Origin of the sequence: Streptomyces sp. NPDC020983 (assembly GCF_044333485.1) — a bacterium.
In the GTDB taxonomy this organism is placed as follows: domain Bacteria; phylum Actinomycetota; class Actinomycetes; order Streptomycetales; family Streptomycetaceae; genus Actinacidiphila.
On the sequence record NZ_JBIRRA010000006.1, the window covers coordinates 366575 to 379854 of the forward strand.

A 13280-nucleotide genomic window follows, 5' to 3' on the forward strand; every position below is an offset into this window, starting at 1 on the left:
GTGGGCTTGACGGAGGCCTGCACGCTCTGCGCCGTCCAGCCCGGCGAGCCGGCCAGCGCGACCGCGGTGCCGGCCACGGTGGACTGGGTGAGGACGTGCGAGCCGGCCGAGCGGACCGCCCACGAGCCGCCGGTGGTGGTCCAGCCGCTCGCGTCGCCGTCCTCGAAGTCGTCGCTGAGCAGCGTGCCGCCGGTGGGCGGGGTCGTCGGCGGCGTGGTCGGCGGGGTGGTCGGGGGCGTCGTCGGCGGCGTGGTGGGAGGCGTCGTCGGCGGGGTGGTGGTGGGCGGGGTCTGGCCGCCGAAGGTCACGACGAGGGAGCCGTCGGAGGCGAAGGACCAGGTGAGGGCGCCGTCGTAGGAGGAGCAGCGCGAGCCGTTGGTGCCGCTCCAGAACTGGTTGGAGCTGTCGGCGTCGCCCACGGTCTTGTCGTTGCTGCCGCTGCCACTGCGGCAGGAGGTGTTGCTCCGGAAGACCGAGGTGCCCGCGTCGAAGGAGTAGTTGCGCTCGGTGTTGTCGATGCTCACGTTGCCCGTGACCGTCATGTGGCCCGGGTTGCTGTTGTACGTGAAGCCGTGGTGGCCGTTGTGGTAGGCGATGTTGCGCAGCACGACGTGGTCGACGGGGATGTCCTCGCCGCCCAGCTTGAAGCCGTTGCGGTCTCCGCTGCCGGCCTGGCCGCCGTTGGAGAGGGTGCCGTTGTCGTAGCTGAGCGAGTCCTCGATCGTGACCGGGCCGATGGGGCCGGTGTCGGTCTTGGTGTAGAGGTCCCAGCCGTCGTCGATGTTGTTGTGCGACACGTCGTAGCGGAAGACGTTGCCCGTGCCGGTGGTGAGCTTGGAGGCGAAACCGTCCGCGTCCTCGCCGTCGCTGTCGGCGTTGTCGTGCGACTCCGCGCTGATGACGAGGTTGTTCGACGGCCACTTGCTCTGCGGGGTGGTGGACGCGATCCGGCCGAGCTGGAGGCCGGAGTCGCGGTTGAAGGCCGTCACCGTGCGCTCGATGACGTTGTTGCTGCCGCCGACGTAGATGCCGTTGTCCCCGGCGCGCTGCACGGTGAGCCCGTAGACGTGCCAGTACGACGCCATGAGCTGGAGCCCGCGGTTGGCGGGGTCCTCGCTCTGCGCGGAGAAGTCCAGCACCGGCTTCTCGCCGGGGTAGGCCGACAGCTCCTTGAGGGCGCCGGCGGAGCCGTTGTTGCCGTCGGCGATGGTGACGGTCTGCGCGTAGCTGTACGTCCCGCCGCGCATGTAGATGGTGCCGCCCGCGGTGATCCGGCTGATCGCCGACGTGAGGGTGGTCGGCGCCGACTGCGTGCCGGCGGCGCTGTCGGTGCCGCCCGGGGCGACGTACAGCGCGTTGGCGTTGAGCTGCGGCTGCGCCGGCGCCGCCTGGGACACGCCGGGGTGCAGGGCGAGCAGCCCCGCTGCCGCGAGGCCCGCGGCGGCGACCCCGGCCGCGGCCCTGGTGCGGACGTCACGCGCACGGGGGGCGCCGGTGGGGGATGTGCTGGTGTGTTTCACGGTGCTGATACCTCTCGTCCGAAAGGTGCGTGGGGGGTGAGCCGCCCGGAACGTACGCGGGCAGCTCGGATCAGCGTGCATGAAAGCGATTACTAACGCAGGTTGCGCGCGAAAAGGCAGTGCCTGCCTGCCCGTTGCCGCGCAAGCGCGGTGAGCGGCTGACAACGTAGCAAGCGCTTGCTGCCTCGTCAACGGACCCGGCGGCTACGGCGCCAGGAGGAGGCGGAGCGCGGAGGACCGGGGCCGCGGCGGTGGCGGCCCCCGTGCGTACGGGCGGCTAGACGCCCACCCAGCCGCGGTAGGCGGCCATGTCGACGTTGCCGCCGCACACGATCACGGCCACGTGCCGGCCGGCGAAGCGGCCGGGATCCTCCAGGACCGCCGCGACGCCGAGCGCGGCGGAAGGCTCGACGACCAGGCCGGCGTGCTCGAAGAGCGCCCGCACGCCGGCGACGATCGACGCCTCGCGGACCAGCACGGCGTCGTCGGCGACGAGGAGGAGGTCGTCCAGGACCTCCGCGAGGGGGAAACGTCCCGCGACGCCGTCGGCGACGGTGACGGCCGTGCGGGTGGTGACGACGCGCCGCTGCCGCCACGACAGCGTCAGCGCCGGTGCGCCCAGCGGCTGCACGCAGATCACCTCGGTGCCGGGCGCCAGGGACTTCAGCACGTGACCGACGCCGGTGGCCATCGCCCCGCCGCCGAGCGCGACCAGGACGGCGTCGAACGGCTCGGCGTGGGCGGCCAGTTCCAGGCCGATGGTCGCCGCGCCCTCGCACGTCGCGACGTCGAGGCTGTCCTCGACGAGCCGTACGCCCTCCACGCGCGCGATGTCCGCGGCACGCTCGCGCGCCATCTCGTGGTCGCCGTCGACGAGTTCGAGCGCGGCGCCCAGCGCGCGGATGCGGTCCAGCTTCGCCGCGGTCGCGAAGCGGGACGCGACCACGGTGACGTCCAGCCCCCGGCGCCCGCCGGACCAGGCGAGGGCCTGCCCGAGATTCCCCGCACTGGCGCACACCGCGGCCCGCGCCCCCTCCCCCGCGAGCGTGCTCGCGACCAGCTCCGTACCGCGTCCCTTGAAGCTGCGCACCGGATTCGCCGTTTCGAGCTTGACGCTCACCGCGCACCCCAGGACGGGCTCCAGCGCGTCACAGCGGTAGAGCGGGGTGTCGAGGAAGACGGGATCGATGACCGCCCGGGCCGCCCGGATCCGGCCGAGGTCGAGACGTGTCTGCCGCATGCCACGGCAGCGTAGGCGCCCGCCCGTCCGGGGTGAACGGGCCGGCCCGTTCACCCCGCCCCGTCCGGGCGGATCCGGTGGCCGCCGTCCTCAGTCGCACCGGCCGCACACGTGCCCGCGCCGCACCGCGGGCCGGGAGGCGCCCGGCACCGCCGCCCGCACCCAGCGGTCACGGGGCGCCCGGTGCGGGGCCGGCCCGTACGGCGACTGCCACGCCGGCCGGCCGCCGGGATCCCGGCGCTTGCGTCCGACGGAGGCGCAAGCGGGGCAGCAGCGAAGGAGGTTCAGCAGGCGGGCGGGCACACCCGCCGAGGGGATCGTGGACACAGGGACACACCGTTTCCATGAGAGACCGCAGCGAAAGGCAGCGCGGCGCGAAGGCGCGACGCGCGACGGGTTCAGCGCCAGGGGTGTCTCACGAGGTGTACAACGGCTTCTCCTTGCCGGAAGCGGTCCCGCACGGCCGTCACCACGCTAGCGCCGCGCGGGAGCCGGGCTCCACCGAATTGCCGCGCCCCGCGGGCGGGTCGTGGCTACACGCACCCCAGGCGGTGGGTGGACAGGGCCAGGTCGTCCAGGCGGAGGTCATAGGAGGACGGGGTGGGGCCGGGCTGGTAGAGCTGCCAGCCCATGCGGACGGTGTCGACGCGGGGGAGGACGAAGTCCACCGGGTTGCCGCCGTGGTCGGTGGTGTCGACGGTGAGGTCGGGGTGGGGACGGCCGTCGAACCAGACGGAGACCTGGTTGTCGGACGCGTCGAGCCGCCATTCGACGCAGGTCCAGCGGCCGGCCCGGGCGGGGGAGGTCTCCTGCCAGTCCGTCCAGTCGCCGGTCGGCCCGCCGTCGGAGCCGACGCCCCACAGGTCCGTACCGCCGTCCACGGTGGGCACGTACTGGCCGCCGACGGGGCGGACCACGCTGCCGTCGCCCGTGCCGGTGGCCTCCACGAGCGTGAAGTGGGCCCAGTCGGGGGCTGACGGGAGCGCGTCGACACGGACCCGCATCCGGCCGTAGAAGCTGTTGCCGGGCGCCGACAGGCCGCCGACCTCGACGAACGCGTGCCCGTTGCCCTCGGTGTGCACGTGCAGCACCTGGCCGGGCCGGTGGTCCCGGCCGTGCGCGGTGTCCCGCTCCACGGCCACGGTGCCGTTCTGCGCGTTCACCCCCCAGCCGTGCCCGGTGGTGGCGCCGCGCGGCAGGGCCTCGAAGTCCTCGCAGAACAGCAGCGTGCCGCGGGCGTCGGCGCAGCTGCCGTGCGGGTGCTCCGGGGCGCTGTTCGCGGTGGCCGCCGTACCGACGACGGCGAGCGCCAGCGCACCCGCCAGCGCGGCCGCCCTGCGCGTCATGACGGTGATGTGCCCCACGGCTCCTCCAGGCGGTAGGCGAACGGTCCGGCCCGCGAGCGGCGAGCGCTCCGGGTGCCGCGCAGCACCCTAGGGTGGGCGGGACGGCACCGCCAGAGTGCGTACGGTCAACTGCCGTATCGCGAGGGGGCGCTGGGGCGCGGGGGGAAGCAACCGCGCTCGCGGGGCGTTGAGCGCCGTGGCAGCGCCCGTACAGGCCGTCCGGCGCGGAGCCGCCGAGACCTGTCCGGCACGACGAGATGCGGGGTCCCCCGATGAAGGCTGTGCGCTTCCACGAGTACGGCGGCATCGACGTGCTGCGCGTCGAGGACGTCGAACGCCCGGTGCCCGGCCCCGGGCAGGTGCTGGTCGAGGTGCGCGCGGCCGGGATCCAGCCCGGCGAGGTGATGATCCGTGAAGGCGCCCGGCACGGCCGCTGGCCCGCTGCCTTCCCCTCGGGGCAGGGCAGCGACCTGGCCGGGGTCGTGGTGGAGGCCGGCCCCGAGGTCCGCGGCTTCGCGGTGGGCGACGAGGTGCTGGGCTTCACCCACCGCAGGGCGAGCCACGCGGAGTTCGCCGTGGTCGACGACGTGCACCTGGTCGCCCGCCCCGAGGGGCTGTCCTGGGACGTGGCCGGGTCGCTGTACGTGGCCGGCACGACCGCCTACGCGACGGTGTTCGCGGTGGACCCCGGGCCGTCCGACACGGTCGTCGTCTCGGGCGCGGCCGGTGGCGTCGGGTCGATCGCCGTCCAGCTGGCCCGCCGCCGCGGCGCCGCGGTGGTCGGGCTCGCGAGCGAGCGGAACCACCCGTGGCTGAAGGACCACGGCATCGTCCCGGTGGCCTACGGGGACGGGGTGGCCGAGCGGATCCGGGAGGCCTGCGGCGGCACGGTCGACGCGTTCATCGACACCTTCGGCGACGGCTACGTGGAGCTGGCGGTGCGGCTGGGCGTGCACCCCGGGCGCATCAACACGATCCGGGACTGGCGGGCGGCCGCGGCGGTCGGCGCCCGCACCTACGGCGAGGGTGCGGCGGCCTGCGCGGTCGTCCTCGGCGAGCTGGCCCGCATGGCCGCCCGCGGCGACGTGGACGTCCCGATCGCCGCCGCCTACCCGCTGGACCGGGTCCAGGACGCCTACCGCGACCTGGAGGGCCACCACGCCCACGGCAAGATCGTCCTCCGCCCCTGACCGGCGCCGCCGCACCCACGTGCGCCGGCGCGTCCGGTCGTCCACGGCCCGGTGCGGCCCCTCCGCCCCGGGGAGCGGGAAGGCCGCCCCCGGGGCGTCAGCCGCCGTGGCGGTCGACGAGGGCGCGCAGGGATTCGAAGGCGGGCTTCGGGGTGTAGTCGTCGGTGGTCAGCCCGAACCGGTGGAAGAGGCCGGGCCGCGCGGTGTCCGCGTCGCGCAGCGAGAAGTGGGTGTAGCCGCTCAGGTTGAGGGACTCGGCATGGGCGGCGAGCGTGCCGACGACCGTCTCGACCACCTCCGCCTGGCGGGCCGGCGGGCGCGCGGGGCCGGTCGGCCAGCCGTGTTCGGTGATGTGGAGCGGCAGGTGGGCGAGGCCCGCCGGGGCCAGGACGGCGGCGCGGTGGTGGTGGAGCAGGCCCGCGACGGCCTCCGCCATCCCCTCCACGGGCACGGGGCGGAAGACGTCGGGGAAGAAGTCGAGGCCCACGTAGTCGAGTTCGGCGACGAAGCGGGGGCCGCCGGCGGCGGCGAGACCCGCGGCGAAGCCGGCGGAGGGGCCGAAGAGCGGTGTGGTGTTGAAGCCGATCCGCAGGTCGTCGAGGCCCAGTTCGCGGGCGTGCGTGCGGGCCGCGGCGACCCCGCGCACGATCGCCTCGCGCACCGCGGGGTAGTCGCCGTCCAGCAGCGGGTTGCCGGTGACGTTCGGCTCCTCGGCGATCTGCAGGGTGGCGGTGCACGCGCCGTACCGGTCGAGGAGTTCGCGGACGAAGACGCAGTAGCCGTCGATGTCCGCGGCGCGCGAGCGGTACTGCGCGACGAGGTCGAGACGGCGGCCGCGCACTGCGTAGCGGGCCGCGTCCGCCGGGGTGTCGGTGGGGTGCGGGACGCCGAGGCGGGTCGCGTCGTCGAAGCTCGCGTAGGCGCGGACGAGGAAGGGCCGCCCGGGCCGCCCCTGGAGGCGGTCGAGCGCCGCCGATATCCGGGCCGGGTCGTCCGGCGGGCCGGCGGTCAGGCCGCCGGTGTCGTCGCCGACGACGCCGCCGGGGTAGATGCCGAAAAGCAGGGTCATGCGGACGGTTCCTCTCCTTCGGCGGCCGGGGGCCGCACCGGTGCGGGGGCGGGGGCGGGGGCGGCGGGCGGCCCCGCGTCCGGCTGCGGCCCGGGGGCGGCGGCCGGGTCCGAGGTCACGGGCGCCGCCGCGGCGGGAGGCCCCGGCCAGGCCAGCGCCCCGCTGCGGATGTCGCCGATGACGCTCTCGGCCCACTCCGCCTCCGCCCGTGCGAGCCCCAGCGCGTACTCCGCCTCGATGACGTACAGGCGGGGCACCCCCGCGGCCAGTGCGGCGGCGAGGCGGGCCTCGTCCTGCGCCGTACGCTCGCGCAGCCGCCGGACGCGCTCGGCGAGCGCCTCCGCCGCCCCGTGCGGGCCGAGCGCGCCGACGTAGCTGACGGCGCCGAGGAAGACGGAGAACTCCCGGCGCGGGGTGCGGATCTCCGTGTCGAGCCGCCGCACCAGCTCCTCCCGGCCCGCGGTGGTCAGCGCGTAGACCGTCCGCTCGGGCCGGTTCCCCTCGCGCTGCCGCCCCCGCTCCTCGACCCAGCCGGCGCCGGTGAGCGCCGCGACGGTGTTGTAGAGCGTGCCGCGGGTGATCGCGGCGGCGTGGTGCGCGCTGCGTTCGCGCAGCTCGGCGAGCATGCGGTGGGGGTGCGAGGGCTGTTCGAGGAGGAGGCCGAGGACGGCGGTGACGACCGGGTTGTCGAGGACGCGACGTGGCATGGTCGAACTCTACCAGTCCACATGGACTATTCAGGAACCTCTGCCGGGCCAGGAGTCCGGGCCGGCCCGCCGGGCGCGGGGGGAGCCAGCAGCGCGGCGATCTCCGCGGCGGCCAGCACGAGCGCGAACCCCTTGCGCAGGACGGCGAGTTCGGGTTCCTGCCGGCTCTCGTCATCGGTGGCGGTGACATCGGATCCGAAGACGACCTGGTAGCCGCGCTCGTACGCCTGCCGGGCGGTGGTGCCGCAGCAGTAGTTGGTGAGCGTGCCCGTGACGACGACGGTGTCGCGGCCGAGGTTGCGCAGGACGGTGTCGAGCGGTGTGTCGTAGAAGGCGCCGTAGGACGGCTTGCGGATCAGGACCTCGTCGGCGCGGCGGCCCATGGGGGCCCACACCTCGGCGGGGCCGGGGCGGCGCCGGCCGGTGTCGCCGTGCGGGAGGTGGCGCAGGGCGCGCGGCCGGTCCAGGCCGAGGTGCGTGTCGTCGAAGAGGGTCCAGATCACGGGCACCGAGGCGGCCCGGCATTCCCCGACCAGCCGCCGCAGCCGGGGCGCCATCCGCGTCGCCGAGGGCACCCAGTAGGGGCTCCAGCCGGGCCGGACGAACTCGTCCTGCATGTCGACGACCAGCAGCGCCGTCCGTTCGGGCCGCACGTCGAACGAGGCCCGCCCGTGCTCGTAGGCCTCGCGTGCCCGCGCGGTCACCCATTCCTCGGTGTACGTCATCCCCACCCCTCCTACGTCGATTCGATGTACCTCGATTCGATGTGCGAGAGTAGCAGCATGCTCGAACTCGCGATCCTGGGTTTCCTCGCCGAGGGGCCGCTGCACGGCTACGAACTGCGCCGCCGGATAGCGCACCTGTCCGGCCACGCCCGGCCGGTGAGCGACGGCAGCCTCTATCCGGCGACCGCCCGGCTGGTCGCCGCGGGGCTGCTGGAGCGGCGCGCCGAGCCGGGCGCCTCGGCGGCGCAGCGGCACACGCTGAGCCTGACCGGCGCCGGCCGCCGCGAACTGCTGCGCCGGCTGCGGGAGGCCGGCGGACTGGACATCAGCGACAGCACCCGCTTCTTCACGGTGCTGGCCTTCCTCTCCCAGCTGCCGGACACCGCCGAGCAGCACGCGGTGCTGCGCCGACGGCTGGACTTCCTGGAGCAGCCCGCGAGCTTCTTCCACGACGGCGGCCGCCCGCTGCGCGCCGAGGACACCACCGACCCCTACCGGCGCGGCATGCTCACCGTCGCCCGCGCCACCAGCCGCGCCGAACGGGCCTGGCTGCGGCAGATCCTGGGCTGACGCGCCGCCGCCTCCCCGGGCCGCCGGCCGGGCCGCCCCCGGGCCGTCTGCGGCCTTGACAAGGAAAGGCGGGCGCTGGCCTTATCTATGGGAGCGCTCCCAAACTCCACCGGGCCCCAACCGGCCTCCCCCCACACGGAGTTCCCATGTCCAGCAGAAGCAGTACCCGCAGGCACCACCACCGCAGAGCGGCCCTCGCCTTCGGCGCGGTGCTCGCCATGCTCTCCCTCACCACGGCCGCGGTGCACGCGTCCGGCGCGACCGCCCCGGCCGGGGCCGCGCAGGCCTCCGGCCTCCCCTACCAGGACCCGTCGCTGCCGGTCGCGCAGCGCGTCGACGACCTGCTCGGGCGGATGACGCTCGACGAGAAGGTCGGGCAGATGACGCAGGTCGACCGCACCGCGCTGGCGTCGGCGCCCGGCGACCTGGCCACGTACCGCATCGGGTCGGTGCTGTCCGGCGGCGGCTCGGCGCCGAGCCCGAACAACGCCACCTCGTGGGCCGACATGTACGACAGCTTCCAGCGCACCGCGCTCAGCACGCCGCTGGGCATCCCGATGATCTACGGCATCGACGCCGTGCACGGCGACAACAACGTCTACGGCGCCACGATCTTCCCGCACAACATCGGGCTCGGCGCGACGCGCGACGCCGACCTCGTGCAGCAGATCGGGCACGCGACCGCGGAGGAGGTGTCGGGGACCGGTATCGACTGGGACTTCGCGCCGTGCCTGTGCGTGGCGCGCAACGACCGCTGGGGGCGTACGTACGAGTCCTTCGGCGAGACGCCCGACCTGCCCTCGCAGATGACCTCGGAGATCACCGGCCTGCAGGGCGAGACGCTCGGCGGCCCGGCCTCCGTCCTGGCCACCGCCAAGCACTACATCGGCGACGGCGGCACCGACGGCGGGGTCAACGAGGGCAACGCCACGCTGACGGAGACACAGCTGCGCGCCATCCACCTGCCGCCGTTCAAGGCCGCGGTGGACCGCGGGGTCGGCTCGGTCATGGTGTCGTACAGCAGCTGGAACGGCGTGAAGGACCACGCCAACCACTACCTCCTCACGGACCTGCTCAAGGGCGAACTCGGCTTCTCCGGCTTCGTGGTGTCGGACTGGGCGGGTGTCGACAAGATCGACGGGCAGCAGGGGTTCACCGCCGCCGAGGTCGCCACCGCCGTCAACGCCGGTATCGACATGGTGATGGTGCCGACCGACTACAAGGCCTTCGTGGGCGACCTGAAGAGCGACGTCTCCAGCGGCGCCGTGAGCATGGACCGGATCAACGACGCCAACCGCCGCATCCTGACGAAGAAGTTCCAGCTCGGGCTGTTCGAGCACCCGTTGACCGACCGCTCCTACACCTCGACGGTCGGCTCGGCCGACCACCGGGCACTCGCCCGCAAGGCCGTGCGCGAGTCGCAGGTGCTGCTGAAGAACGACGGCGGCGTGCTCCCGCTCGCGAAGTCCGCGAAGGTCTTCGTGGCGGGCAAGTCCGCCGACGACATCGGCAACCAGAGCGGCGGCTGGACGATCAGCTGGCAGGGCGCGAGCGGCGCGACGACCCAGGGGACGACGATCCTCCAGGGCATCAGGTCCGCCGTGAACAACACCTCGCAGGTGACCTGGAGCAAGACCGGCGACGGCATCTCCTCGGCGTACGACGTGGCCGTGGCCGTCATCGGCGAGACCCCGTACGCCGAGGGGCAGGGCGACCGCACCGGGTCGATGGGCCTGGACCAGACGGATCTGAGCGTGCTCGCCAAGCTCAAGGCCAGCGGGGTGCCGGTCGTGACGGTGCTGGTGTCGGGCCGCCCGCTCGACATCGCCGCCCAGCTGCCGGACTGGAAGGCGCTGGTGGCGGCCTGGCTGCCCGGCACCGAGGGCAACGGCGTCTCCGACGTCCTCTTCGGCGACTACGCGCCCACCGGCAAGCTGCCGATGTCGTGGATGCAGAGCGCGTCGCAGGAGCCGATCAACGACGGCGACGGCAAGACCCCGCTCTTCCCGTACGGCTACGGGCTGACGTACGGCACCACGACGCCGCCCACCAGCCCGCCGCCCACCAGCCCGCCGCCGACCACTCCCCCGCCCACGACCCCGCCGCCGACCACCCCGCCGCCCACGGGGAGCGGCTGCACGGCCACCTTCACGCTGACCAACTCCTGGTCCGGCGGCTTCCAGGCGGACGTGAGCGTGAAGAACAACGGCGCCTCGGCGCTGGGCGGCTGGCGCGTGCAGTGGACGCAGTCCGGTGCCACGATCAGCAGCCTGTGGAACGGCACGCTCGCGCAGAGCGGCGGAGCGGTCACGGTGACCAACGCGCCCTACAACGGGGCGGTGGCGCCCGGCGCCTCGGTCTCCTTCGGCTTCACCGCCAACGGCGCGCCGCCCTCCCCGCTGCCCGTACCGACGTGCACGGCGTCCTGAGCGCGGCGGGCCTGACCGCCGGCCGCGACGCCTGACCGGCCCGAACGGCCCGGCTCCCGCCCGGGAGCCGGGCCGTTCGCCGCCGCCGGCCGCCGGCCCGCCGGGGAGGGGCCGGGCGCGCGTGCGGCGGCGGCCGGGCGCTCCCCCGTCCGGGACCCGGCCGCCGCCCGTACCGCAGGCCGTACTACGCCGCGGCGGCCGCGGCCGCGACCTGCTCGGCGGTCGGCTCGATCCGCGGCGAGACCAGCGAGACGACCAGGGTGCCCGCCGCGAGGGCGGCCGCCACCAGCAGGCCGCGCTGGAAGCCGGCCACCAGCGCGTCGGACTGCGAGGCGCCGGAGGCGAGTTCGTGCGCGGTGCGGGAGTTCGCCAACGTGGTGACGACGGCGAGCCCGATCGCGCCGCCCACCTGCTGGAAGGCGGTGAAGACGCCGGAGGCCGCACCCGCGTCGTCGTGCCGCACCTCGGCGACGGCGGCGATCTGGGCGGGCACGGCCACCGCGATGAGGCCGAAGCCGAACAGCACCGTGCCCGGCACGATCTGGCTCAGGTACGACCCGGTGGCGTCGGCCCGCGAGAGCAGCAGCAGACCCGCGACGCCCAGTACGCCGCCGGCGGTCTGCACCGGGCGGGTGCCGAACCGCGTGACGAGCTGGCTGGCCACGACCGCGGCGACGATGGCGGCACCGCCCATCGGCAGGAACTCCACGCCGGTCCGCAGCGCGCTGTCGCCGCGCACCTGCTGGAGGAAGATCGCGGTCAGGAAGAACATCGACAGGAAGGCCGCGCCGTTGAGCGCGATGGTCCCGCCCGCGGTGCTCAGGCTCCGCGACCGCAGCAGCCGCATCGGCACCAGCGGCGCGGCGGCGCGGGACTCGACGGCGAGGAAGGCGGCGAGCAGCACGGCCCCGCCGGCCAGGCAGCCGACGACCTCGGCGGAGGACCAGCCGAGCGGTTCGGCGCGCACCACGCCGTAGACGACGCCGAGCAGTCCGCCGGTGGCGAGCACCGCGCCCAGGACGTCGAAGGAGCGGTTGGCGCGCTGTGCCGCGACCGGGCGGACGATGAGCGGCGTCACGGCCACCAGGGCGGCCACCAGGGGCACGTTGACGATGAAGACCCAGCGCCAGCTGAGCGCGTCGACGAGGAAGCCGCCGACCACGACGCCGAGGGTGCCGCCGAGCCCGGCGAGGCCGCCCCACACGCCCATCGCGATGTTGCGCTCCTTGCCGTGCGGGAAGGTCACGGTCAGGATGCCGAGCGCGGCGGGCGAGAGCAGGGCGCCGCCGAGGCCCTGGACGCTGCGGGCGGCGACGAGCAGGCCGGGCGAGCCGGCCAGGCCGCCGGCCAGCGAGGTGATGCCGAAGAGGACGAGGCCGGCGACGAAGACCCGGCGGGCACCGAGCAGATCGGCCGCACGGCCGCCGAGCAGCAGGAAGCCGCCGAAGACGAGGGTGTAGGCGCTGATGACCCATTGCAGGCCGTCGGGGGTGAAGCCGAGGTCGGTCTGGATGTGCGGCAGGGCGACGTTCACGATCGTGACGTCGAGCACCACGATGAACTGGGCGAGGGCCAGCACCGTGAGGGTGGCCCAGGGACTGCGTCGCATGGTTGCTACCTCGAAGGGAGGATGTTTACAGCGTATGCTTACGTGCTAACCATACACAGAGCGCTTACGTTGTAAACAGCTTGCCCGGCCGGCCGTGTGTACGCTGTCGACCGAGCGGGGAACTGCGAGCGAAAGGTGCGGATGCGGAGATGGCCGCACAGAAGCGTTTGAACCGCGAGGACCTGGTGACCACCGCGCTCGCCGTCGCGGACGCCGAGGGCCTCGAAGCCGTCACCGTCCGCCGGATCGCGCAGGAGCACGACGTCACGCCGATGGCGCTCTACCGGCACTTCCCCGACAAGGACGGCCTGCTGCTCGCCCTCGCCGACCGGCTGCTGTCCGGCGCGGCGCTGCCCGAGCCGGACGACCGGCCCTGGGACGAGCAGCTGCGCGACGTGCTCGGCGCCTTCGTCGAGGCGCTGCGCCCGCACCCGAACGCCGCGGTGCTGGCCTTCCGCGGCATGGTCACGACCGATCCCGGCCTGGCCGTCACCGAGCGGGCACTCGCCCTCATGGCCGAGGGCGGGCTGTCGGTCGAGCGCAGCGCGGAGACCGCGAGCCACACCCTCGGCTCGCTCGTCGCGCTGGCGATCGTGGCCCCCGGCCCGCCGCCCGGCGCCGATCCGGAGGAGGGCGACGACGCCGTACGGGCCAAGCGCGCGACACTGCTCGCCCTCTCCCCGCGCCGCTACCCGCACATCGTGGCCGCCGCCGAGCCGCTGGCCGCGTGCGCGGACACCGCGGTGTACTTCGGCCGCGGCGTCGACATGATCGTGAGCGGCATCCGGGACGCCGCCCGCGCGGAGTCCGCCGCGGCCCGCTGACCGGCCGCGCCACCGCGCGCGAGCCGGTACGCGTGGGGCGTACGTGACGCG

The 13280-nt window shown here is 74.5% G+C and carries 9 protein-coding genes and 2 pseudogenes; 4 read left to right on the plus strand and 7 right to left on the minus strand.

Going from position 1 to position 13280, the window contains the following annotated elements:
* Positions 1-293: 293 nt before the first annotated feature.
* The 3 genes and pseudogenes from ACH4SE_RS15940 to ACH4SE_RS15950 all read right to left on the minus strand — a co-directional run.
* Positions 294-1355, minus strand: a pseudogene (locus ACH4SE_RS15940) (silent information regulator protein Sir2); the annotation flags it as partial.
* Positions 1356-1797: 442 nt separating this feature from the next.
* Positions 1798-2760, minus strand: a complete 963-nt coding sequence (locus tag ACH4SE_RS15945) for a threonine/serine dehydratase (RefSeq protein WP_398543970.1) — start codon at positions 2758-2760, stop codon at positions 1798-1800.
* 533 nt (positions 2761-3293) lie between these two features.
* The gene (locus ACH4SE_RS15950) at positions 3294-4124 is read right to left on the minus strand and encodes a hypothetical protein (protein WP_398543971.1); all 831 of its coding nucleotides are present in this window, start codon (positions 4122-4124) and stop codon (positions 3294-3296) included.
* Positions 4125-4378: 254 nt separating this feature from the next.
* On the opposite strand from ACH4SE_RS15950, the gene ACH4SE_RS15955 reads away from it, so the two are divergent.
* Positions 4379-5296, plus strand: coding sequence for an NADP-dependent oxidoreductase (locus ACH4SE_RS15955; RefSeq protein WP_398543972.1), 918 nt, complete (start codon positions 4379-4381; stop codon positions 5294-5296).
* A gap of 97 nt (positions 5297-5393) precedes the next feature.
* On the opposite strand, the gene ACH4SE_RS15960 is transcribed toward ACH4SE_RS15955, so the two are convergent.
* The 3 genes and pseudogenes from ACH4SE_RS15960 to ACH4SE_RS15970 form a co-directional block, all read right to left on the minus strand.
* Positions 5394-6365 (minus strand): hypothetical protein, encoded by a 972-nt coding sequence (locus ACH4SE_RS15960; RefSeq protein WP_398543973.1) that lies wholly within the window; start codon positions 6363-6365, stop codon positions 5394-5396.
* Between the two features lie 137 nt (positions 6366-6502).
* Positions 6503-7072 (minus strand): annotated as a pseudogene (locus tag ACH4SE_RS15965) (PadR family transcriptional regulator); the annotation flags it as partial.
* A 26-nt stretch (positions 7073-7098) separates the two neighbouring features.
* Complete coding sequence (locus ACH4SE_RS15970; protein ID WP_398543974.1) at positions 7099-7797, minus strand: cysteine hydrolase family protein; 699 nt, start codon at positions 7795-7797, stop codon at positions 7099-7101.
* 39 nt (positions 7798-7836) lie between these two features.
* Here ACH4SE_RS15970 and ACH4SE_RS15975 point away from each other — a divergent pair, with 39 nt between their 5' ends.
* Both ACH4SE_RS15975 and ACH4SE_RS15980 read left to right on the plus strand, forming a co-directional pair.
* Positions 7837-8367: a PadR family transcriptional regulator gene (locus ACH4SE_RS15975; protein WP_398543975.1), complete on the plus strand. Its 531-nt coding sequence runs from the start codon at positions 7837-7839 to the stop codon at positions 8365-8367.
* Positions 8368-8513: 146 nt separating this feature from the next.
* Positions 8514-10796, plus strand: coding sequence for a glycoside hydrolase family 3 N-terminal domain-containing protein (locus tag ACH4SE_RS15980; protein ID WP_398543976.1), 2283 nt, complete (start codon positions 8514-8516; stop codon positions 10794-10796).
* 184 nt (positions 10797-10980) lie between these two features.
* Here the strand turns inward: ACH4SE_RS15980 and ACH4SE_RS15985 are convergent, their stop codons facing one another.
* Positions 10981-12405 carry an MFS transporter gene (locus ACH4SE_RS15985; RefSeq protein ID WP_398543977.1) on the minus strand — a complete coding sequence of 475 codons (1425 nt, stop codon included), beginning with the start codon at positions 12403-12405 and terminating at the stop codon, positions 10981-10983.
* 149 nt (positions 12406-12554) lie between these two features.
* On the opposite strand from ACH4SE_RS15985, the gene ACH4SE_RS15990 reads away from it, so the two are divergent.
* Positions 12555-13229, plus strand: a complete 675-nt coding sequence (locus ACH4SE_RS15990; RefSeq protein ID WP_398543978.1) for a TetR/AcrR family transcriptional regulator — start codon at positions 12555-12557, stop codon at positions 13227-13229.
* Positions 13230-13280: the final 51 nt, after the last annotated feature.